The 22,756-nt window shown below is 53.7% G+C and carries 12 protein-coding genes; 9 read left to right on the forward strand and 3 right to left on the reverse strand.

From position 1 onward, the window contains the following. Positions 1-28 precede the first annotated feature (28 nt). The 7 genes from der (at position 29) to OGV80_RS20805 (ending at position 16,412) form a co-directional block, all read left to right on the forward strand. A complete protein-coding gene (der, locus tag OGV80_RS20775) occupies positions 29-1,501 on the forward strand; it encodes a ribosome biogenesis GTPase Der (protein ID WP_047409536.1) in 1,473 nt (490 codons plus the stop codon). Positions 1,502-1,801: 300 nt separating this feature from the next. Beyond that, positions 1,802-3,343, forward strand: a complete 1,542-nt coding sequence (locus tag OGV80_RS20780) for a peptide MFS transporter (RefSeq protein ID WP_047409540.1) — start codon at positions 1,802-1,804, stop codon at positions 3,341-3,343. A gap of 63 nt (positions 3,344-3,406) precedes the next feature. Beyond that, entirely contained in the window at positions 3,407-4,489 is a 1,083-nt protein-coding gene (locus OGV80_RS20785) for a Gfo/Idh/MocA family oxidoreductase (protein ID WP_286515678.1), read from the forward strand. A 51-nt stretch (positions 4,490-4,540) separates the two neighbouring features. Further along, complete coding sequence (locus tag OGV80_RS20790; protein ID WP_043017181.1) at positions 4,541-4,759, forward strand: zinc ribbon domain-containing protein; 219 nt, start codon at positions 4,541-4,543, stop codon at positions 4,757-4,759. 204 nt (positions 4,760-4,963) lie between these two features. Continuing rightward, entirely contained in the window at positions 4,964-7,156 is a 2,193-nt protein-coding gene (gene sinH, locus OGV80_RS20795; protein ID WP_286515679.1) for an intimin-like inverse autotransporter SinH, read from the forward strand. 43 nt (positions 7,157-7,199) lie between these two features. Beyond that, positions 7,200-8,162, forward strand: a complete 963-nt coding sequence (locus OGV80_RS20800; RefSeq protein ID WP_047409545.1) for a SinI family autotransporter-associated protein — start codon at positions 7,200-7,202, stop codon at positions 8,160-8,162. A gap of 114 nt (positions 8,163-8,276) precedes the next feature. Further along, a complete protein-coding gene (locus tag OGV80_RS20805; RefSeq protein ID WP_286515681.1) occupies positions 8,277-16,412 on the forward strand; it encodes an adhesion domain-containing protein in 8,136 nt (2,711 codons plus the stop codon). A gap of 37 nt (positions 16,413-16,449) precedes the next feature. Here the strand turns inward: OGV80_RS20805 and xseA are convergent, their stop codons facing one another. Next, positions 16,450-17,832 carry an exodeoxyribonuclease VII large subunit gene (xseA, locus tag OGV80_RS20810; protein ID WP_043017178.1) on the reverse strand — a complete coding sequence of 461 codons (1,383 nt, stop codon included), beginning with the start codon at positions 17,830-17,832 and terminating at the stop codon, positions 16,450-16,452. Positions 17,833-17,992: 160 nt separating this feature from the next. On the opposite strand from xseA, the gene guaB reads away from it, so the two are divergent. Continuing rightward, on the forward strand, positions 17,993-19,459 hold the full coding sequence (gene guaB, locus OGV80_RS20815; protein WP_003037756.1) for an IMP dehydrogenase: 1,467 nt from the start codon (positions 17,993-17,995) through the stop codon (positions 19,457-19,459). Between the two features lie 63 nt (positions 19,460-19,522). Beyond that, on the forward strand, positions 19,523-21,100 hold the full coding sequence (guaA, locus tag OGV80_RS20820; protein WP_043017966.1) for a glutamine-hydrolyzing GMP synthase: 1,578 nt from the start codon (positions 19,523-19,525) through the stop codon (positions 21,098-21,100). 118 nt (positions 21,101-21,218) lie between these two features. On the opposite strand, the gene mscS is transcribed toward guaA, so the two are convergent. After that, positions 21,219-22,097 carry a small-conductance mechanosensitive channel MscS gene (mscS, locus tag OGV80_RS20825; protein WP_043017176.1) on the reverse strand — a complete coding sequence of 293 codons (879 nt, stop codon included), beginning with the start codon at positions 22,095-22,097 and terminating at the stop codon, positions 21,219-21,221. Between the two features lie 367 nt (positions 22,098-22,464). Next, positions 22,465-22,668 carry a YfgG family protein gene (locus OGV80_RS20830; RefSeq protein ID WP_286515683.1) on the reverse strand — a complete coding sequence of 68 codons (204 nt, stop codon included), beginning with the start codon at positions 22,666-22,668 and terminating at the stop codon, positions 22,465-22,467. Between the last annotated feature and the right edge of the window lie 88 nt (positions 22,669-22,756).

The raw sequence follows: 22,756 nt of genomic DNA on the forward strand, positions 1-22,756 counted from the left end.
TGATGATTTTTTAAATGAGGCTTTAAACATGGTACCTGTGGTCGCGCTTGTCGGGCGCCCTAACGTTGGCAAATCCACGTTATTTAACCGTCTAACTCGCACCCGAGATGCGCTGGTTGCGGATTTCCCGGGTCTGACTCGTGACCGTAAGTACGGTCGTGCGGAAATTGAAGGCCGCGAGTTTATCTGTATTGATACCGGCGGTATTGATGGCACCGAAGACGGTGTTGAAACTCGTATGGCGGAACAGTCGCTGTTGGCTATTGAAGAAGCGGACGTTGTGCTGTTCATGGTGGATGCGCGTGCTGGCCTGATGCCAGCGGATGAAGCTATTGCGAAACATCTGCGTTCTCGCCAGAAACCGACGTTCCTGGTTGCCAACAAAACTGACGGACTCGATCCTGACCAGGCGGTTGTCGATTTCTACTCGTTGGGTCTGGGTGAAATTTATCCGATCGCGGCATCCCATGGCCGTGGCGTCCTCAGCCTGCTGGAGCATGTTCTGCTGCCGTGGATGGATGACGTTGCCCCTCAGGAAGACGTGGATGAAGACGCAGAATATTGGGCGCAACTGGAAGCCGAAGAAAACGGCGAAGAAGAGCCTGAGGACGACTTCAACCCGCAGGATCTGCCGATCAAACTGGCGATTGTGGGTCGACCGAACGTAGGTAAGTCCACGCTTACTAACCGTATTCTCGGCGAAGACCGCGTAGTGGTTTACGACATGCCTGGGACGACGCGTGACAGTATTTATATTCCGATGCAGCGCGATGAGCGCGAATATGTGCTCATCGATACCGCGGGCGTGCGTAAGCGCGGCAAAATTACCGAAGCGGTAGAAAAATTCTCCGTTATCAAAACGCTGCAGGCGATTGAAGATGCCAACGTGGTGATGCTGGTGATTGACGCGCGCGAAGGTATTTCCGATCAGGACCTGTCACTGCTGGGCTTTATCCTCAATAGTGGGCGCTCACTTGTTATCGTGGTCAACAAGTGGGATGGCCTGACGCAGGAAGTGAAAGAGCAGGTCAAAGAGACGCTGGACTTCCGTCTGGGCTTTATTGATTTTGCGCGCGTACACTTTATCTCTGCGCTGCACGGCAGCGGTGTGGGGAATCTGTTTGAATCGGTCCGCGAAGCGTATGACAGCTCCACCCGTCGCGTCAGCACCGCGATGCTGACGCGCATCATGACTATGGCGGTAGAAGATCATCAGCCGCCGCTGGTCCGTGGTCGTCGTGTGAAGCTGAAATATGCTCACGCCGGTGGTTATAACCCGCCAATCGTGGTGATCCACGGTAACCAGGTCAAAGACCTGCCGGATTCCTACAAACGCTATCTGATGAACTATTTCCGTAAATCTTTGGACGTGATGGGCACGCCGATCCGTATTCAGTTCAAAGAGGGGGAAAACCCATTTGCGAACAAACGCAATACGCTGACCCCGACTCAGATGCGTAAGCGTAAGCGTTTGATTAAGCACATTAAAAAAAGCAAGTAACCGTTGCTGATGCTGATAAAAACCCGCGCCTGTCGCGGGTTTTTTTTCGCTAATCCATCGCCTGCCTCAACCCGTGCGATGTCAATTACTATTCGTTTTTTACCAAGTTTAAATCTAAGAAAGTAGACATTTGTCGAGTTTTCATCTTAAAGTCCGGGGGCTGGTACTAGACAAAACTAGCCTTAGGTTATCAAATGGTTAAATAACTTTTCGCCGCATGTAAAAAATCGGTCAGATACGTAACTGGCTGGCGTACATCGCGGTGTTTATACGCACGACGACATAACTTTCGGGAGAATTATGCAATCCTCTGTTAATCAAAAAGAAAGCCGAACTTTCTTCGGCCATCCTTATCCGCTCGGCTCGCTGTTTTTCACAGAGATGTGGGAGCGTTTCTCGTTTTATGGCATTCGCCCGTTACTGATCCTGTTTATGGCGGCAACCGTCTATGACGGCGGCATGGGGCTGGCTCGTGAAAACGCCTCGGCGATTGTGGGTATCTTTGCCGGTACGATGTATCTTGCCGCACTGCCGGGTGGCTGGCTGGCGGATAACTGGCTCGGCCAACAGAAAGCGGTGTGGTACGGTTCCATTCTGATTGCGCTCGGCCATCTGTCGATTGCGCTCTCGGCCATTATGGGAAACAACCTGTTCTTTATCGGCCTGATGTTTATCGTGCTCGGTTCCGGTCTGTTCAAGACCTGTATTTCGGTCATGGTTGGCACGCTGTATAAAAAAGGCGATGCGCGTCGCGACGGCGGGTTCTCGCTGTTCTACATGGGCATCAACATGGGGTCGTTTATCGCGCCGCTGATCTCCGGTTGGCTGATTAAAACCCACGGCTGGCACTGGGGCTTTGGCATCGGTGGTATCGGGATGCTGGTGGCGCTGATCATTTTCCGCGTATTTGCCGTTCCATCGATGAAACGCTACGACAGCGAAGTGGGACTCGACTCCACCTGGAACAGCCCGGTTGTAAAACGTAACGGCGTGGGCGCGTGGCTGCTGGCGCTGGCCGTCGGTGTGGCAGTTATTGTTACGCTGATTGCGCAGGGCGTGATTGTCATTAATCCGGTCGCGGTTGCCAGCATGCTGGTATACGTGATTGCCGCCTCCGTTGCACTCTACTTTATCTACCTGTTCATCTTTGCCGGTCTGAACCGCAAAGAGCGCGCCAGACTGCTGGTCTGCTTTATCCTGCTGGTTTCCGCCGCGTTCTTCTGGTCCGCGTTTGAGCAGAAGCCGACCTCGTTCAACCTGTTTGCCAACGACTACACTAACCGTATGATCGGTGATTTTGAAATCCCGGCGGTGTGGTTCCAGTCGATAAACGCGCTGTTTATCATCCTGCTGGCACCGGTATTTAGCTGGGCATGGCCGAAACTGGCGAGCATGAACATTCGCCCGAGCAGCATTACCAAGTTCGTTATTGGTATTCTCTGCGCGGCGGCAGGCTTTGGCCTGATGATGCTGGCGGCGCAAAACGTTCTCAGTAACGGCGGTGCAGGCGTTTCTCCATTCTGGCTGGTGGGCAGCATCCTGATGCTGACGCTTGGTGAGCTGTGCCTGAGTCCGATCGGTCTGGCGACAATGACGCTGCTGGCTCCGGAAAGAATGCGTGGGCAAATGATGGGCCTTTGGTTCTGCGCCAGTGCGCTGGGTAACCTGGCCGCAGGTTTGATTGGCGGCCATGTGAAGGCTGACCAACTGGATATGCTGCCGGATCTCTTCGCTCGCTGCTCGATTGCGCTGCTGATCTGCGCCGCCGTGCTGATCGTCCTCATTGTTCCGATTCGTCGCATGCTGGAGAATACGCAATCTAAACCGGCAACTAGCGCCTGATAACACCTCGATTGTGCCGGGGCAGACGTTATGTCCCGGCCATTCAATTTTTGAGGTGAGAACATGTTGTTAGGGTTTGTTGGGCTTGGTGCAGTTGTTGAAACGGCATACTTGCCCGCATTACGTCATATGTTCGGTGATTCACTCCGCTGCGTGGGTTTTGATGTCCAACCCGTAAAGCAGTTTGCAGACGTGGCACGCTGCGCGTCGCTCGCTGAACTTCTTGCCACACCGCTTGATACCCTGTTTATCACCACCGCATCCCTGCACCACCTTGATGTGCTTGAACAGGCGCTGGCCGCGCCCATTGCACGTATCGTGGTCGAAAAGCCCATTGTCGCCACGCTTTCCCAAATTGAAAAACTGAAAATGCTGCTGGCTCAACCCGGTGCTGCCGACCGCGTGCTGGCGCTCGACCACTGGATGGCGCGCAATGGCGCAATGCGGCTGGCGTTGGGTAAACTCGGCGCGCAGTGGCAGGGCGATAATCCACAACCGGCACTGGTCTCTCGCTTTTCGGACGTTGTTAAAATCGAAGGCTTCTTACAGGAACCGAGCGGGTTTAACGCAGTTGGAGAACCCATCGCGCTCAACTTTGCCACCGGTGAGCCGGATACGCGTGAACTCCGTCATCCGGACGGTGTGATTCTGGACATTGGCACGCACGTACTGGCAATGCTGCGTGAAACAGCGCGTTATCTGGGCGGCAATGACAGCATGACCTTACAGGTGATGAGCGCTAAAGACCGTCTGGGACGCGATATCGTAGAAGGCGACCTGACCACGGCGGAAGGAGAGGCACATCTGCAGGGACAGATTAGCGGTATACCGCTGGATATCTGGCTGAATAAATACGCAGGGCCTGCTGGTGGACAAAAAGGCCTGCGCCTTTATCTGCGCGACGGCCGTATCATCAGCCATGACCGTCGAGGAACCGAGGATGTGCTCGAACTGATTGACGGTAATGTTGTGCGATGCTGGCGCCTTCCCGGTAGCATTTATGCCCATTGTCTGGCGGAGCATATTCTGGGCGCGCACAGTCTGTTTGAACGCAGCCCACAGGAAGTGAGTCGCACGACGCAGCGCAGGCTGGAGGAAGTGGAGTACCTGTTAACGTTACAGCAGCAGTTACGCGGGCGGCATTAAACGCAGCGTGATAAACTCTACGCAGTAATGGATCCCTGTACTGGAGTCGCTATGTCTATTATTTGCCCGGATTGTCATGCAGAACTGGAGCCGCAAAACGGTATGGCGCACTGTGATAACTGTAATAAAGATATTCAGTTAGAAGCGCACTGTCCGGAGTGTAATCAGCCGCTGCAGGTGCTCAAAGCCTGTGGCGCAGTCGATTATTTCTGCCAGCACGGCCATGGCCTTATTTCAAAAAAACGTGTTATCTATTCTATTAGTAATTAATTATATTAGTTGTTCTATTTAGTTGAAATAAACATACGAAAGAGAATATTAATTCTCTTTCGATATCTATTAAACAAATAAGTAACGCGTAATTCAAATGAATACTTGTTTTTAGGAATATATTTAGGTGGCTAAATTATAGTTTGGTTTAGAACGTAGATATAATCTTTCTGTGTGAGGAAAGCTTTAACACAGGGATAATCTATGGTGTCAGGAGCACGCTTATTCTTTTTATTATTGGTGTCTGGCGTGGTAAGCGCTGAGGCCGATATAAGCGTCCCTGTCTCTGAAAATAATATTGCCCTCTCCACATTACCCGATCTGGCCAGTGATGCCGCAGAAAAAGAAGAACAAGAAAATAAGGGGCAATCATTTAAAGAAAAAGGCGCTGATTACATTACCAACTCAGCGACGCAGGGATTTGAAAACCTGACGCCGGAAGCGCTGGAATCCCAGGCGCGTAGCTATCTGCAAAACCAAATCACTTCATCAGCACAGTCATACCTTGAGGGCGCAATGTCGCCTTATGGCAAGGTGCGTACCAGTCTCTCCGTGGGCGAAGGGGGAGACCTTGAAGGTAGTTCGCTGGATTATTTTGTTCCCTGGTATGACAACGAAAGTACCGTACTCTTTAGTCAAGTATCCGCCCAACGTAAAGAAGAGCGTACTATTGGTAATTTAGGCTTCGGCGTACGCCAGAATATCGCGAGCTGGCTGCTGGGCGGTAACCTGTTTTATGACTATGACTTCACCCGTGGACACCGCCGCTTAGGTCTGGGGACCGAAGCCTGGACTGATTATTTAAAACTTTCCGGAAATTATTACCATCCTCTTTCCGACTGGAAAGATTCTGCAGATTTTGATTTTTACGAAGAGCGCCCGGCGCGCGGTTGGGATATTAGGGCAGAAAGCTGGCTGCCATTTTATCCGCAGTTGGGCGGCAAAGTCATTTATGAGCAGTACTATGGCGACGAGGTGGCGTTATTTGGCACCGATAATTTACAAAAAAATCCGCATGCCGTGACCGTAGGTCTCAACTATACGCCCGTCCCGATGGTGACGTTGGGGGCGGACTATAAAACCGGAACCGGGGACAACACCGATCTCAACGTCAATGCCACGGTCACATACCAGCTTGGTACCCCGCTGGCAGCACAGCTCGACCCGGAAAACGTCAAAGCACAGCATTCGCTGATGGGCAGTCGTCATGATTTTGTAGAACGTAACAACTTCATCATTCTGGAATACCGTGAGAAAGATCCGTTAGACGTCGCACTTTGGCTGAAGGCCGATTCAACCAATGAGCACCCTGAATGCGTGATTGAAGACACGCCTGAAGCTGCGGTTGGTCTGGAAAAATGCAAGTGGACCGTCAATGCGATGATTAATCACCATTACAAGATTATTTCTGCCTCCTGGCAGGCGAAAAATAATGCCAGCCGGACGTTAGTGATGCCGGTGATAAAAGCGGATGCCTTGACCGAGGGAAATAATAATCGCTGGAATTTAGTTCTGCCGGCGTGGGTGAATGCTGATACCGACGACCAGAGAACGGCAATGAACACCTGGAAGGTGCGCATGACGCTGGAGGATGAAAAGGGCAATAAGCAGAACTCCGGCGTGGTGGAAATTACCGTCCAGCAGGATCGTAAAATCGAGCTGATCGTCGATAACATCGCTGATGCCGATCGTAGCGATCACAGTCATGGCGCCAGCGCGCAGGCCGATGGTGTGGACGGTGTAGTAATGGACTTGCTGCTGACCGATTCCTGGGGCGACACCACCGATCGCAACGGTGATGAACTGGTCGATGAGGCCATGACGCCTGAGCTGTACGACAGCAATGATAAAAAAGTTACGCTAGCGGCGACGCCCTGTACCACGGAAACCCCCTGTGTATTCATTGCCAGCCGAGATAAAGCAGCGGGAACCGTTACGCTCTCCAGCACGCTTCCCGGTACTTTTCGCTGGAAGGCTAAAGAGGATGCTTACGGCGACAGCAACTATGTCGACATTACCTTTGTTGGTGAATCGCTTTCAGCGCTGAACCCTCTTATCTATCAATCGAAAACATCCAGCCCCGTCAATCTGATCGACAAAGAAGATAAGCACCCTGTTGTGAATAACACCTATCGATTCCGGCTTTGGCGCGATGCTAACAGTGACGGCGTGTTCCAGATGTCGGAACAGCTTACAGAAGACGAGATGGCCCAGTATGACTACCAATGGGAGTTTACCGGGCAGAGCACCAACGGGCATACCGGGGCGCAAACGAACACCAGCAATGAGGACCTGGTTCTGCCAGCCAGCAATAAAGAAGCGGCGCAGAAGTTTGGCGCCGACGAGCAGGATGGCGTGCAGGGGTATGGATTACGTGTTGCCTACAACCAGAAATAGCGTCGGCGCGAGTCGCTGAATTTTAAAGAAAAGGAGAGTCTTAATGCAGGCATTGTTAAAACGGCGGCTGAGTAAGGTCGCACTGGCGCTGGTGGTGGCAGGCTACTGCTCAATTCCATCGGCGATAGCAGCGAAAGAAGGAAAACTGCAAGGTGCCGGTTCCGATACGTGGCAGTTCAGCGGCAATACCGGCACGATTCAGGGGACGGTACCGTGGATCACCCGCTCGGCGGAAAAAGTCGCGGAAGCAGATAAAAACCACGTAACGGTTAGCATTGACCGGGGGGAGCGTGTCGTCAACGGCGAGGGGGATAAGCAGTTCCATATTGGCGATAAGGTCACGGTAAACTGGGCGATTGGTGATGAGCAGGGCGATCTCGATGTCAGCAATACCGCAACCAAAGCCACGGTGGTCTGGATTCGTTCGAAACAACAGGATGGTTCTGATGCTACCGTGATAAGCGGTAGTTCCGGGAAGGACTCCTATACCCTCCAGGAATCGGATGCAGACTATTACATTGGTATTCGCATCACGCCAACGACGACTACCGGTGACCCCAACGTTGCTGAACTCTTGACGTTAAACGATCTTTCTACCGGCTCGGGTGGCGGTGCGGATGACGATGACATCCCGGAAGGTCCGGTGGTGGATGATTCTATTGCCGTGGCTATCTACGACTCTGAGAATGCCTCTGTCAACCTGCTGAAAAACAGCAGTACCAAGCTGCATACCGGTCACACCTACGTTGCTCAGTTGTGGAAAGATGCCAACAAAAACGGCACTTACGACACGGGAGAACTGGTGGTTACCAATCAGTACGACTATCAGTGGGTCTTTACTGGCACGAGTTTGCAACTGGGAACGGCGGGAGGCGACTCTTCAGTTCAGAACGGCGATTTGCGTATTCCAGAGACCAATGCCGAAGCCAGAACCTCGATCTTCCCGAACGCAGGCGACGACGGCGTTCAGGGGTATGGCCTGTCGATCAAGTACAAGAACAAATAATTCGCACCGTACGTCGCTCTCCAGGGGGCGGCGTTTTCCGTGCGCTTTTCTTAGCAGGACGCTAAGCAAAGCGTGTTGAAAATCCAATTATCAGACAGGCGTTAGGATGGGGATATGTCCGGTAACCTGAAATCACTGCATCGTTTCCTGCTGCCGCTGTTATTTATCAGCGGCTTGTCTGCAAATGCCACAAATTTGAGTCATACATGGCAGGAGCCTGTCGGCGTTACGTCGGCGATTAACGGTACGAAACCGCAGGCTGACAGTGTCGCCATTCCGGTGTATCAGGGAAGCGTGCAACTTAGTGTGGATCAAGCCAATGCCGTGGCGAATACCGCGAGGCCAAACCAGTTCAGTACCGATGACAGCGGCAGCGCACTGATCCTCAGTAACCCGCACGACACCGAAGGTGACATTTTTGCCGAGCCGCCGCTGGTCTGGCAAAGCGATCGTGCGCCGGGAGTCTCTCTGGTATGGGCTGATGCCGCCACGCCCGACGTGCCGCTCAGTCCACAACCGTCCGCGAATCTCAGCTTCTGCGCGCAAAATATGGCGGGGCGTCATCTGGTGGTCTGGCCGCAACTTGATACCACAACGGAGATACCACCACTCTGGCTGCTGACTCGTACCGGTGTCCCCTATAACAATGCGGTGACGTTACTCGAGCAAAAATTTGCAGTAGATATCGCCGCGGCTGCGGGCAAACCGGTGGCGGTGAGCGCAGACCATTTCAATGAAACGCTAAAGGCGGCAAAGGGTAAAGCTGGCGATAGCATCACTCTGACGGTGAGCACCAGGACCTGTGATGGTGAACCTGCGGCGAATACGGCTTTTATCATTACCCGAAGTGATGCTTTCAACCGACAAAATGCGGTCAACAACACCAATCCTGTACATGTAGGAGATACTGAACTCACCACGATCGCCACCGAATTTCACGGCACAACCGATGCCAGTGGCAATGCTACGGTGACGGTCACCCAGGACAATAGCCCTGGCGTAAAAACCACGCTAACGGTAAAAGCCGTAGGAGCGACATCGCTTGCCGATAGCGTAGATGTTATTTTCACCACTCTCAGCAGCCCGGACAGCGATAAAGCGGCGATGTGGGGTCATATGGCGGAAAGCTCCAGCGCTGAGGTGGAAGGTGAAACCTACACCTTTACCCGACCCGCGCTCGCCGCTGAGGTGGAGGGTGAAAGTACGACGGTGAATGCCGATAATGAAAGCTGGGCGCTGTTTAACTGGAAAGGGGCGGATGAGCACTGTGACATTCTGCCGGATGCGCGCCAGCTTATCGGGTTAAAAACTGCACGAGGCGACCTGGCGACTACTCTTGGCTGGCCTGTCGCCGGGGATGATGAATACTGGTCCGCCACGGAAAGTTCGCTGAGCATGTACCATTATGGCGTCAATATGCGCTCCAGCAGCGTGGTGCAGGAAGCGGATACGGTGAACTCCCTGGTCAGTTGCGTAGATAAGGCCGCACCGGCGGTAAAGCCAAAGCTGGTGCTGAGTACAGACAGCTACGACAGTAGCCTGAGCGCCGCGAGGGTAAAGGTAGGGGAGGCGGTCATGATGCAAATCACGGTAACCGACGAACTCACCGGCAAGCCGCTGCCGTATCGCTATTTTAATCTGTACCTTGGCAACGCGCAGGCGCGCAATACCGCTTACTATTCCGCCAGTTGGGAGGAGCATCCGGTTACCATTGCAGGTGAAGGCCTGATGGCCGGTGATACCCATCACTATCAGGGCGTTACCGACGCGAACGGTCAGGCTTCGCTGGAGATCAAACATGATTCAGGTACTGGCGTCTTAACGCCGTTGCGCGTGGTGCTGTTTGACGGCAGCACGCAGGCAACGCAAAACGTGATCTTTACCGTTCTCACCAGTCCGGATGTCAGCGCGGCAAACATGTGGGGGCATATGCAGGGCGTAGTGGAGGCGGGCAATTTGTATAAACGTCCGCTGCTGGCAGCAGAAGCCACGCACAAAACGGGCTCCACGCAGGAAAACAATGAAAACTGGGCGACGTTCAACTCCGTCACGGCGGGTGAAAACCAGTGCGGCAGTGGACAAATGCCAGGGCAACTGTCGCTGGACTCGCTCTATAATGCGCATCCTGATAACGAGATGCAAAGCGAGCACGGCTGGCCAACCGCCAGCCACAGCTATCTGGCGGCGGACACCAGCGACGGGCAGACGGCGCACGTCAATCTGGCTACCGGTGCTGATGCTTTGTTCAGCGGTAGTGAGCCAAACTATCTCTCCTGCTCGGGCAATGAGTTAGTCACTCAGCTTGACGTGGCGATGAACGGCGATTTTGCCCTGCGCCAGACGACAGCCAAAGTGGGTGAGCAGATAACGCTGACGGTGCGCTCAATTAATGCGCTCAACGGGCTTACGGTCCCCAACGCGGCGTTTACAGTTACCATGGCTTATGGGCGCAATCGCGATAACGTCACCACCGGCTTTACTGATGCCACCGACGGCGCGCTTGTTATAGCGGGTACGGCGTACGGTCCTTCTCAGGCGTCGATGACGTATCAGGGCACTACCGATAGCCAAGGGAGTGCCACCCTGACTATCGAACAACCGCAGGGCGTTGGACTGCAGACTCAGCTCTCTATTCTGCCGATGAACTCACTCATCTCCACGCCGCTCAGCCGCAGCGTGAAATTTACCGTCCCCACCAGCCCGGATACCGCTCAGGCATCGATGTGGGGACATATGCCCGATACCCTGACGGTGGGTGATGCGGTATTTGAGCGTCCAAAGCTTGCGGCAGAGGTTAGCGCTACCCGCACCCAGAAGGAAGCGAACGAAAGCTGGGCACGCGTCACCCATAGCGATGCGGTGAGCAATACGGACGTCGGCGGCTGTGCGGCAAATCGACTACCACGCATCGATCAGCTTAAGGCGTTGTATGACGCCAACAGCGGCGGGGCTATTCACAGCACCCACGGCTGGCCAACCCTGATTAACTATTGGTCTTCAACGTTTGCCACAGCGACGTCGTGGAAACTCATCGCGCTTTCCAGCGGCAGCGAGTTTTCCAGTAACAATGCGTCGGATTATGTCACCTGCCTTGCCAGCGACAATCCGGTAGCCGCTTCTATTACCATCGAACCGGTCGATTCGTCGCTGTGGTATGAGGGTAATAACGAACATGCGCTAAAGGTGAAAAAGGGCGATACGTTACAGCTGAAGGTCACGGTGAAAGATGCCAGCGGTACGGCGATCCCGGATGCGCCGTTTGTACTGTCGCGCGGTGATGGTTATACCCGGCAGAACGATAAACATATTGCGGGCAGCGGCGACGGTATCGTTTCTCCGGTCGTGATCGACGGAAACTCAATCAACGATACGGCAACCAAAGTGGGCGGCCTGACGGGAGCCGATGGCAGTAAAATCATCAACGTCACCCGCCCGGATACGCATGGCACCAAAGTGGCGGTTACCGCAGCGCTATATCAAAACGCCAGTGTCAGCGCCAGCGTTGACACGATATTCTCCGTCGTCACCAGCCCCGACAGTAATAAAGCCAAAATGTGGGGCCATATGCCAGAAACGGTGTCAGCAGCTAATGGCAAAGTATTTAAGCGACCACAACTGGTCACAGAAATTGCCAGCGGGATTGCCGTTGGCAATAACACAGAAAACAATGAAATCTGGGCCACTGTTGATTTTGAGGGGATAAAGAACGTCTGCGGGGTGGGATTTGTGCCCGCGCTGGCCGACCTGCAGTCGTTGTACGCAGCCTTCCCTGGCGGAGCCATCAATACTCAGCAGGGCTGGCCTGTCGAAGGGAAAAACTACCAGAACAGCACTGCTGATATCAGCCGCTCAACGGAAAACCGTTATGTGAAATCGCTCGATCTGGGCGATGGCAACATAAGCTCAATGTTATGGAATGAAAAACTCTATTTCTCCTGCCTGCAAACAGCGCAGAAAGTGGCAACCAGGCTCACGCTGACATCCTCGCTATACCATGCCGACGACGGTTTTGTTAAAGCCAAAGTTGGCGAAACTATCCCGGTGGTGATTACCACTCTGGATGATGAGGGGAATCCGGTTGGCAATACGCCGGTTATCTTTAAACGCGGTGATAGCATCGGGCGTAAGTACCAGGTGGTAAACACCTCCACTGCGGCTGCGATACAAATTAACCATAGCGAGAGTCGTAGCAGCGGCGTTGAGTATTACTCCGCGACCAATGAGAACGGAACGCTGACGCTGGACATTAACCAGGACAGTGGCGCAGGCTTTAAAACGCCGCTGCTGGCGTCGCTTGAGCATACCAGTTCTGCAACAGAGCAGACGCTGCCGGTCGTCTTTAGCGTAGTGACCAGTCCGGATACAGAGAAAGCGAACTACTGGGGGCACATGGCGGAAACGCTCACCGATCGTGATGGCGTAGTGTATAAGCGCCCGCTGTTATCCAGTGAGTTTAGCAACATGCCGGGGAAAACCGTGATTATCACCAACGGCAGCTACGATATGGGCGAAACCTGGGGCATGATCACCGTCAGCAATGCCTGGAATGGGGTTGGTGGTGGCTGTGGGCGTAACTTTTTGCCGACTGCCAGTAATCTTCAGGCGCTGTACGCCACCTGGCCCGACGGGGCGATGCACAGCCGCAATGGTTGGCCAATGAGCAGTACAGGGAACGTTAGCGCCAGCCAGTACTGGTGGGCGGGGGATTACGCTTTACCGTCCGCGGAGGGCGACCCAGTTGAATACGCGGTTGTTAACCTGTTGAGCAATGGTGATGTTACCTCAATAAGCAATGCGTCGATTTATCACATGCAGACGTGCCTCGTTTCACCCCGAGGTACGGCTGGTAACCTGACGCTTACGCTCGCGGGTCAGGATGAAACGACGGGGATCGTTAAGGTCAAAAAAGGCGAGCAAATCGCCGCCACCGTGACAGTCAAAAATACGGCAGGCCAGCCGATGGCCAACGCGTTGGTGAAACTGAGCCGCAGTGAATCAACGACGCGTTCAGGAAGTATCCATAGCGCTGGTTCTGAAGATGATATTACTCTACGTAACGTCATGCCGTCCGGCCCTGCGACGTTTCTTATGGATACCAGCGCGAAATTTTTGTATATACAAACCGATGAGCAGGGGGAGGGGACCTTTACGCTTTCACAGGATATGTCTGCGGGGCTGAAAACCACTCTCAACGCCACAGCGATGGATGGCAGCAATCTGACCGACAGCACAGATGCCATCTTCACCGTCATTACCAGCCCCGACAGCGACAAAGCCAGTATGTGGGGCCATATGCCGGAAACCTTTGTCAACAGCAAAGGGGCCGAGTTTAATCGACCATTATTGCGCGCTGAGCTTTCTGCCACGACGAATACCTCGGGCTTTCTGGAAAATAGTGAAACCTGGTATACGTGGAATAGTTATCCGCAGCTTTATCAGCAGTCCGCCAGCCCGTGTGACAGGCTGGGGTTGCCGACGCTGGAGCAACTTCAGACGCTGTATAACGATTACCCAAATGGCACGCTCTCCTCGACCTTCGGCCTGCCGGTGACAACGGGGAAATACTGGGGAGCGGGTAATAGCGTGCCGGACAGCGCGCACGCGACAAACCTGTTTCAGTACCTCCGGCTCAGTGATAACTCAAAGCTTGCTACCAACACGAATACCGCAACGGCGCAGCTGTGCTTGAGTAAAAAAAGGGTATTGTCGATAGCGCTCACGTCGAGCGCCATGAATGCGGAAAAAGGCGCCGCGGTTGTGAGAAAGGGAGAAATCGTACCGTTGACCGTCACCGTGACCGACGGTTCAGGAAATCCTGCACCTGATACCACTATTCGTCTGAGGCGCACCTCGTCGTTAAACCGGGCTGGGTTCGCTCAGGATGGTAATGAAAGCAATATGTTGCTGACAGCGCTCACGCCTGAAGCGGGTTCAATGGCGTTTAACTGTACGACTACTCGCTGCAACTATTACTGGTATGGCGTGACGGATGAGAATGGCCAAGCCCAGTTTGAGATAGCCCAGGATAATAGCAGCGGCCTGAAAACCGCCATTGTGGCAGAACTTCCCGACGATCTGGTGACTTCCAGCAATTTGGATGTGATATACACTGTACTTACCAGCCCGGACAGCGATAAAGCGAATTTCTGGGGGCATATGCCGGAAACGGTCACCAACAGCGCTGGGGTTAGATTTAAACGTCCACTTCTGGCGACCGAAACGTCGTTTACGTACTCCTATACGTACAATAACGAAAGCTGGGCGCTGGTCACCATTTCAAATACCCAAAAAGCGGGCGCTACTGGTTGTGACGCAGAATATCAGCCGCTGTTTAGCGATCTGCAAACACTGTACGCTGACGACCCTAAAGGCGCAATCGGCACAAAGTATGGCTGGCCTGTGTCAGCTGGCAAGTTCTGGCTGGCTGTGGATCGCGTGTCAAAAACCGGGGCATACCAGTATATGCGGCTGGATACAGGCGGGAAAAGTTCAACCACTTCTGTCGGGACGACCGGCGCACAGATATGCCTTGTGGATCCGCATGCCCCATTGCCCGCGACCATTGCGTTGACGTCGAGCCTTGCTGACAGCGAAACACGCATTGCGAAGGTTAAAAAAGGCGAGGAAATTCCGTTCACTGTCACCGTGAAAGATGCCAATGGCAACCCCGCAGCGAATGCATCCTTTACGCTCTCTCGTAGTAATGGCATTTCGCGTAGCGGTTCGGTGAAAACGACGGATGGTAAAGGTGCGACGGACGATCTGGTTCTTCAGGGGATAGCCCCTGCGACAGCCGAGACGGTGTTGAGCAGCAATACCAGCACCTGGAGTGGGGTGACCGGAGCGGACGGCACGGCAACCTTAAGCCTGCGCCAGGACGACGCGATGGGGCTGAAAACGACGATTACGGCAACGCTGGACACATACCCTAACCCGGCCTCTACTGTGGAGGCGATATTCACCGTGGTGACCAGCCCTGATACCGACAAAGCGCAATACTGGGGGCATATGCCCGAGACCGTTACCGACAGCAGCGGCGTGAGCTTTCAGCGACCATTACTGGCGGCGGAAGTTTCCGCAGAAGACACCACGTTTAGCTCCACGGTAGGTAACGAACTGTGGCCGCTGTATGACCATAACGGCGCAGGGCTGGCAAGCAAATCCACCTGCGGCGAAGCCTGGCAGCCGACGTTAAGTGAACTGAAATCACTCTACGATGAGCATCCCGGCGGCGAAATCGAAACGCTGTACGGCTGGCCGGTATCTCATGCAAGTTATGGCTGGTGGGTGACGGATAAAGCCGGAACCTCCTGGCAGAGCATGCAACTGAAAACCGGTGCGGTTTCCACCAGGAGCACAAGCGACAAACAGGCGCTGGTTTGCCTGGTCGATCCGCATCCTATGCCTGGGGCAATTACGCTGACGTCGACGGCTCTCAACGCTGAGAGGCTGGCAGCGCAGGTGAAAAAAGGAGAGACAATCCCGCTGACCGTAACGGTGACAGACACTGACGGCAATGTGATGCCGGACGTGTATTTCACGATTTCACGCAGCAATGCGTTGTCGCGCGTTGGCAACGTCATTACCAGCGGCGGGGCGGATGATTTAACGCTGGACGAGCTAACGCCTTCTGCGCAGACCGCTAAGTTGGCTACCAACACCGCGATCTTTAGCGGTCTGACGGGCGCTAACGGTACCGCAACGTTTAACCTGCGACAGGATCTCAGTTCGGGGCTGAAAACTACGCTCACGGCGACGGTGACGAATAACACCACGCTTAAAGCCTCTCTGGATGCTATTTTTACCGTAATTACCAGCCCCAACTCTGCTAAGGCGAATTACTGGGGCCATATGCCCGAAACGGCCACCACCAGCGACGGCGTCATATTTAGCCGCCCACTGTTGGCGGCGGAAGTATCTTCCAGTAATACCAGCTATGGTGCGAATGGAGAACTCTGGTCATCGGTAAGCGCCTCGAATCTGGATAAAACCGGGATTACCGGATGTGACGCACAGCGTCAACCGCTGTATAGCCAGTTGCTGACGTTGTACAACGATAACCAAAATGGCGCGGTGGGGACGCTGTACGGTTGGCCGATTACCGGGGTGGATAACTACTGGTGGGCGGTCGATCAGGATGAGGCGACTCATGCTCGACAGGCGCTTAACTTGAGTAACGGGCAGAAACGTACGACAACCTCTACGTCATCCATTTATCGACAGGTGTGCCTGGTAAATGCGCGTGAGTGAAAGTTGTTAAGACGCTGCGAAGCGAATCAGCCCAAATTCAGTCGGGCTGACTCGTTTTGCGGGAGCGTGTTTTTTTCTGCGGGGTTACGGTCGTGACCTCGCTCTCAACCCAGCCATCGGCAAGCCGGGTAGTGATAACGTCGCCGGCACTGACCTGTTTGACCTTTTTCAATACGCCGCCGCCCGTGGTGGTGGAGACGCTGTAGCCACGCGCCAGGGTCGCCAGTGGGCTGACTGCTTCAAGATGGGTAACTGCGTTGCCAAACCGCTCGCGCTGTTCACTTAAACGTGCGCGGATATTCTCTGCTAAACGGTATTCCAGTTGCTGAATACGCGTTTGCGCACGATAAATACGTGGCTGCGGATTTTGTTGATTCAGACGCTGCAGCATGCGCTGCTGGCGTTGATTGGCCTGCTTAATCTTGTTCTCAAGCGCAAATCCCATCCGCTGACGCAGCCGTTCCAGCGCCGTTTGCTGGCGCGCCAGACGCAGCTGCGGATGCTGCTGTTGCAGGCGATGGAACATCTGCGTGAAACGACGGCTGCGGTTGGCGAGGTAGTAGTCCATCGCCATGCCCAGACGCTGCTGAGCGGACTGGATCTGACGCAACAACTCCTGCTGGTTGCGGCTGACAATTTCTGCCGCTGCTGATGGCGTAGGCGCTCGTAAATCTGCAATAAAATCGGCAATGGTAACGTCGGTTTCGTGGCCGACGGCGCTAACTACCGGAATGCCGCTGGCAAAAATCGCCCGTGCCACGCGTTCGTCGTTGAAACTCCATAAATCCTCTAGCGAGCCGCCGCCGCGCCCAACGATCAGCACGTCACACTCACCCCGCGCATTCGCCAGTTCAATGGCGCGAACGATCTGCCCTGGCGCATCGTCGCCCTGTACCGCAGTCGGGTAGATAATAACGGGCAAGGATGGATCACGACGCTTCAGCACATGAAGAATATCGTGCAGCGCAGCCCCGGTTTTCGAGGTAATCACTCCAACGCAGTGGGCTGGGGAAGGTAGAGGTTGCTTGTATTGCTGATCGAATAGTCCTTCAGCCTGCAGTTTAGCCTTCAGTTGCTCATATTTTTGTTGCAGCAAACCTTCGCCCGCGGGCTGCATGCTCTCAACAATTATCTGGTAGTCGCCGCGCGGTTCGTACAACGTAATATTGGCGCGTACCAGCACCTGCTGCCCGTGCTGTGGGCGGAACGTTACCCGGCGGTTGCTGTTGCGAAACATCGCGCAGCGTACCTGAGCGGTGTCATCTTTGAGCGTGAAATACCAGTGACCGGAGGACGGCTGGGTGAAATTCGAGATTTCACCGCTGATCCACACTTGTCCCATTTCCTGCTCAAGCAGCAAACGAACCGTCTGGTTCAGGCGGCTTACGGTAAAAATTGAGGTGGTCTGAGAGGATAACATGTGAGCGGGATCAAATTCTAAATCAGCAAGTTATTCAGTCGAAAGTAACATGCTCACAGAGGAGCGCAAGGTTTTTTTGCAAAAAAGTGTGGATGCAATCGGTTACGCTCTGTATAATGCCGCGGCAATATTTAATAACCTCCCAGGTGAGATATTGCCCATGCTACGTATCGCAAAAGAAGCCCTGACGTTTGACGACGTCCTCCTCGTTCCCGCTCATTCTACCGTTCTGCCGAATACTGCTGACCTCAGCACCCAGTTGACGAAAACCATTCGCCTGAACATTCCTATGCTCTCCGCAGCAATGGACACCGTGACGGAAGCGCGCCTGGCAATTGCCCTGGCCCAGGAAGGCGGCATCGGTTTTATCCACAAAAACATGTCTATCGAGCGCCAGGCTGAAGAAGTCCGTCGCGTGAAGAAACACGAATCTGGCGTGGTAACTGACCCACAGACCGTACTGCCAACCACTACCCTGCGCGAAGTGAAAGAACTGACCGAGCGTAATGGTTTTGCAGGCTATCCGGTTGTGACTGAAGATAACGAACTGGTTGGCATTATCACCGGTCGTGACGTGCGTTTTGTGACTGACCTGAACCAGCCGGTTAGCGTTTACATGACGCCGAAAGAGCGTCTGGTGACCGTTCGTGAAGGCGAAGCGCGCGATGTTGTCTTTGCCAAAATGCACGAAAAACGCGTTGAGAAAGCGCTGGTAGTTGATGACAGCTTCCACCTGCTTGGCATGATCACCGTTAAAGATTTCCAGAAAGCAGAACGTAAACCTAACGCCTGTAAAGACGAGCATGGTCGTCTGCGCGTTGGCGCTGCTGTAGGTGCGGGCGCAGGTAATGAAGAGCGCGTTGACGCGCTGGTTGCCGCTGGCGTTGACGTACTGCTGATTGACTCCTCTCACGGTCATTCTGAAGGCGTGCTGCAGCGTATCCGTGAAACCCGTGCTAAATACCCGGATCTGCAGATTATCGGCGGCAACGTTGCAACCGGCGCAGGCGCACGCGCGCTGGCGGAAGCCGGCTGCAGCGCAGTTAAAGTCGGTATCGGCCCAGGCTCTATTTGTACTACCCGTATTGTTACCGGCGTAGGTGTACCGCAGATCACCGCCGTTTCTGACGCCGTTGAAGCGCTGGAAGGTACTGGTATTCCGGTTATCGCCGATGGCGGTATTCGTTTCTCCGGCGACATCGCGAAAGCGATTGCCGCAGGCGCTGCCGCAGTGATGGTTGGCTCCATGCTGGCGGGCACCGAAGAATCTCCGGGCGAAATTGAACTGTATCAGGGCCGTTCTTACAAATCATACCGTGGGATGGGCTCTCTGGGCGCGATGTCCAAAGGTTCTTCCGACCGTTACTTCCAGAGCGACAACGCTGCTGACAAACTGGTTCCGGAAGGCATCGAAGGTCGCGTTGCCTATAAAGGTCGCCTGAAAGAGATCATTCACCAGCAGATGGGGGGCCTGCGCTCCTGTATGGGTCTGACCGGCTGTGGTACTATCGACGCGCTGCGAACGAAAGCAGAGTTTGTACGCATCAGCGGTGCGGGTATCCAGGAAAGTCACGTTCACGATGTGACCATCACAAAAGAGTCCCCTAACTACCGCATGGGCTCCTGATAAGTTTCCGCGCCCGGCTTTATGCCGGGCGAATTTGTTACACTTGCCTCGGAATTAGCGTCAATGACAGACAATATTCATAAACATCGCATTCTCATCCTTGATTTTGGATCGCAGTACACTCAGTTGGTTGCTCGTCGCGTACGTGAACTGGGCGTCTACTGTGAACTGTGGGCATGGGATGTTACGGAAGCACAAATTCGCGAATTCAACCCAAGCGGTATCATTCTTTCCGGTGGTCCGGAAAGCACCACCGAAGAAAACAGCCCGCGTGCGCCGGAATACGTTTTCAATGCGGGCGTGCCGGTGTTCGGCGTGTGCTATGGCATGCAGACTATGGCAATGCAGCTCGGTGGTCATGTTGAAGGTTCTAACGAACGTGAATTCGGCTATGCGCAGGTTGAAGTTCAGACCGATAGCGCGCTTGTCCGCGGTATTGAAGACTCTCTGACCGCAGACGGCAAACCGCTGCTGGACGTGTGGATGAGCCACGGCGACAAAGTAACCGCCATTCCGGAAGGTTTCGTGACCGTTGCCAGCACCGACAACTGCCCGTTCGCCATCATGGCGCACGAGGAAAAACGTTTCTACGGCGTGCAGTTCCACCCGGAAGTGACCCACACCCGTCAGGGCATGCGCATGCTGGAGCGTTTTGTGCGTGACATCTGCCAGTGTGAAGCGCTGTGGACGCCGGCAAAAATTATCGATGACGCCGTTGCCCGCATCCGCGAGCAGGTTGGCAATGATAAAGTGATCCTCGGTCTGTCCGGCGGCGTTGACTCCTCCGTTACCGCGATGCTGCTGCACCGTGCGATTGGCAAAAACCTGACCTGCGTATTCGTTGACAACGGTCTGCTGCGTTTGAATGAAGCTCAGCAGGTTATGGATATGTTCGGCGACCACTTCGGCCTGAATATCGTTCACGTTGAAGGCGAAAAGCGTTTCCTGGACGCGCTGAAAGGCGAGAACGATCCAGAAGCTAAACGTAAAATCATCGGCCGCGTATTCGTGGAAGTATTCGACGAAGAAGCGCTGAAGCTGGAAGACGTTAAGTGGCTGGCGCAGGGCACCATCTATCCGGACGTGATCGAATCCGCAGCTTCCGCGACCGGTAAAGCGCACGTCATCAAATCTCACCACAACGTGGGCGGTTTGCCGAAAGAGATGAAGATGGGTCTGGTAGAGCCGCTGCGTGAGCTGTTCAAAGACGAAGTGCGTAAGATTGGCCTGGAGCTGGGCCTGCCGTATGACATGCTCTACCGTCACCCGTTCCCGGGGCCAGGTCTGGGCGTACGCGTGCTGGGCGAAGTGAAGAAAGAGTACTGCGACCTGCTGCGTCGCGCGGATGCTATCTTCATTGAAGAGCTGCACAAAGCTGACCTGTACAACAAAGTGAGCCAGGCGTTCACCGTATTCCTGCCGGTGCGTTCCGTTGGCGTTATGGGCGATGGCCGTAAGTACGATTGGGTTGTTTCCCTGCGTGCTGTTGAAACCATCGACTTTATGACCGCGCACTGGGCGCACCTGCCGTATGACTTCTTAGGCCGCGTATCCAACCGCATCATCAACGAAGTGAACGGTATTTCCCGTGTGGTGTATGACATCAGCGGTAAGCCGCCAGCGACGATTGAGTGGGAATAATATCCCTCTCTGTTCGCGGTTTCTGAACCGGTAGTATGCAAAAACCCTCTGTTTACAGAGGGTTTTTTATTGCCCGTATGCCAGCAAGCGCGTCTGGCGAATGTTATAGCGTGGGATACTAATCGACCAACTGTAGCTGGGGCTGAGATTGGGGTGCCACGTTCTCCACGCGTATATCCATCTGCGGATACGGCAGGGCAATGTGGTTGTCGTCCAGGGCCTCTTTAATGTTTTCCAGCAGATCGTAATAGGTATTCCAGTATTCGATGTTGGGTACCCAAACGCGGACGTAAAAATTCAACGCTGAAGCGCCCAGTTCGCCCAGACGAACGGTTACCCCACGTTGCTTATCGATGCGGCTGTCCTGCTCAATGATATGGTTAATCACGCGCTTAACATCTGCGATCCGGCTCTGATATCCCACGCCAATCACCAGGTCGATACGGCGAAACGGGTGGCGGGAATAGTTAATGATGTTATCCGCAATGATCTTACCGTTTGGAATCACCACTTCTTTGCTGTCAGCGGTGAGCAGGGTAGTGGAGAAAATGTGCACCTTTTCTACCGTTCCGGTGACTGCGCCAATCTGCACGACTTCTCCGGCGCGGAAAGGACGCAAAGAGACCAATAATACGCCTGCGGCAAAGTTGGAAAGCGATCCTTGTAGCGCGAGACCAATAGCCAGTCCGGCGGCCCCAATGACGGCAATAATGGAAGAGGTTTCAATACCGACGCGGCCCAACGCGGCGACAACGGAAAAAGCGAGGGTGATGTAACGTACCAGCGCGGTGAAAAACTGGATAATGGTCCGGTCAACTTTACGTTTTAACAGTAACTTTTCCAGGCCACGGGAAAGCAGACGAGAGACAAATTTACCGATAAACAGTAAAATCACGGCGGCAACGATATTCCAGCCGAATTGAATAACCGCATCGCTGTGCCCGGCAATCCATTCAACACCGCTTCTTATTTTCGGAAATAATGAAAAACCACTCATGGTATTACCCTGTACAATTTAATAATGGTAACAATTCAAATAAGCATTTAATTTCATGCAAAATATTAATGTTTTCGCCCGTGATATTTTCTGGCGATATTAATTAGCGTCTATTTGAGCACTGTGTGTCTTTTTTATATCCAGTAAACCGGAACGTAAAAAATCAGCGCGAATGGTGCGGTGAAGTGGGATGAAAAGATTGTGTATTTGTGCGAAAAATACGGTCGATTATCCGATAATACAGCGAGGGTGGTGGGGGAAGTGTATGAAGTTTCATCACGCAAATCCCTTACCGGATGGTTAAATGTCAGGCGATTAGCCATCCGGTAAGGAATCTTAATGCTGGGGATATCACAGGTGCGAGCGATCAGCGCACGTCGGTTTGAGCAGGAGATGCCTTTTGCGGCTGAGTTATCTGCTGAGATTCTTTTTTGTTCTGGTGGTGGTGCCACGCACCTATAGCGGAGTAGACGAAGCGTCCGAAGAAGAAGAGAAAGCTGATAAGCAGTACGATCCGGATCATGCGACTGTTAAATCGGTGTCGTTTGCGTAGGCTGGTAACCTGGCTCACAAAAGGTTCCTTGTAGTGTACCCAACTGAGGGCGATACTTACATTAAGGCATACTGTGAGGGAATGGTCAATTCTTCGTTATGTAAAA

The organism is Citrobacter sp. Ce119 (assembly GCF_030334525.1).
GTDB classification, from domain to species: Bacteria; Pseudomonadota; Gammaproteobacteria; order Enterobacterales; family Enterobacteriaceae; genus Citrobacter; species Citrobacter europaeus.

What these genes read in the sequence shown, in the direction of transcription:
- der (WP_047409536.1), top strand. Translation starts at nt 29, where the DNA reads ATGGTACCTGTGGTCGCGCTTGTCGGGCGCCCTAACGTTGGCAAATCC.
- OGV80_RS20780 (WP_047409540.1), top strand. Translation starts at nt 1,802, where the DNA reads ATGCAATCCTCTGTTAATCAAAAAGAAAGCCGAACTTTCTTCGGCCAT.
- OGV80_RS20785 (WP_286515678.1), top strand. Translation starts at nt 3,407, where the DNA reads ATGTTGTTAGGGTTTGTTGGGCTTGGTGCAGTTGTTGAAACGGCATAC.
- OGV80_RS20790 (WP_043017181.1), top strand. Translation starts at nt 4,541, where the DNA reads ATGTCTATTATTTGCCCGGATTGTCATGCAGAACTGGAGCCGCAAAAC.
- sinH (WP_286515679.1), top strand. Translation starts at nt 4,964, where the DNA reads ATGGTGTCAGGAGCACGCTTATTCTTTTTATTATTGGTGTCTGGCGTG.
- OGV80_RS20800 (WP_047409545.1), top strand. Translation starts at nt 7,200, where the DNA reads ATGCAGGCATTGTTAAAACGGCGGCTGAGTAAGGTCGCACTGGCGCTG.
- OGV80_RS20805 (WP_286515681.1), top strand. Translation starts at nt 8,277, where the DNA reads ATGTCCGGTAACCTGAAATCACTGCATCGTTTCCTGCTGCCGCTGTTA.
- xseA (WP_043017178.1), bottom strand. Translation starts at nt 17,832, where the DNA reads ATGTTATCCTCTCAGACCACCTCAATTTTTACCGTAAGCCGCCTGAAC.
- guaB (WP_003037756.1), top strand. Translation starts at nt 17,993, where the DNA reads ATGCTACGTATCGCAAAAGAAGCCCTGACGTTTGACGACGTCCTCCTC.
- guaA (WP_043017966.1), top strand. Translation starts at nt 19,523, where the DNA reads ATGACAGACAATATTCATAAACATCGCATTCTCATCCTTGATTTTGGA.
- mscS (WP_043017176.1), bottom strand. Translation starts at nt 22,097, where the DNA reads ATGAGTGGTTTTTCATTATTTCCGAAAATAAGAAGCGGTGTTGAATGG.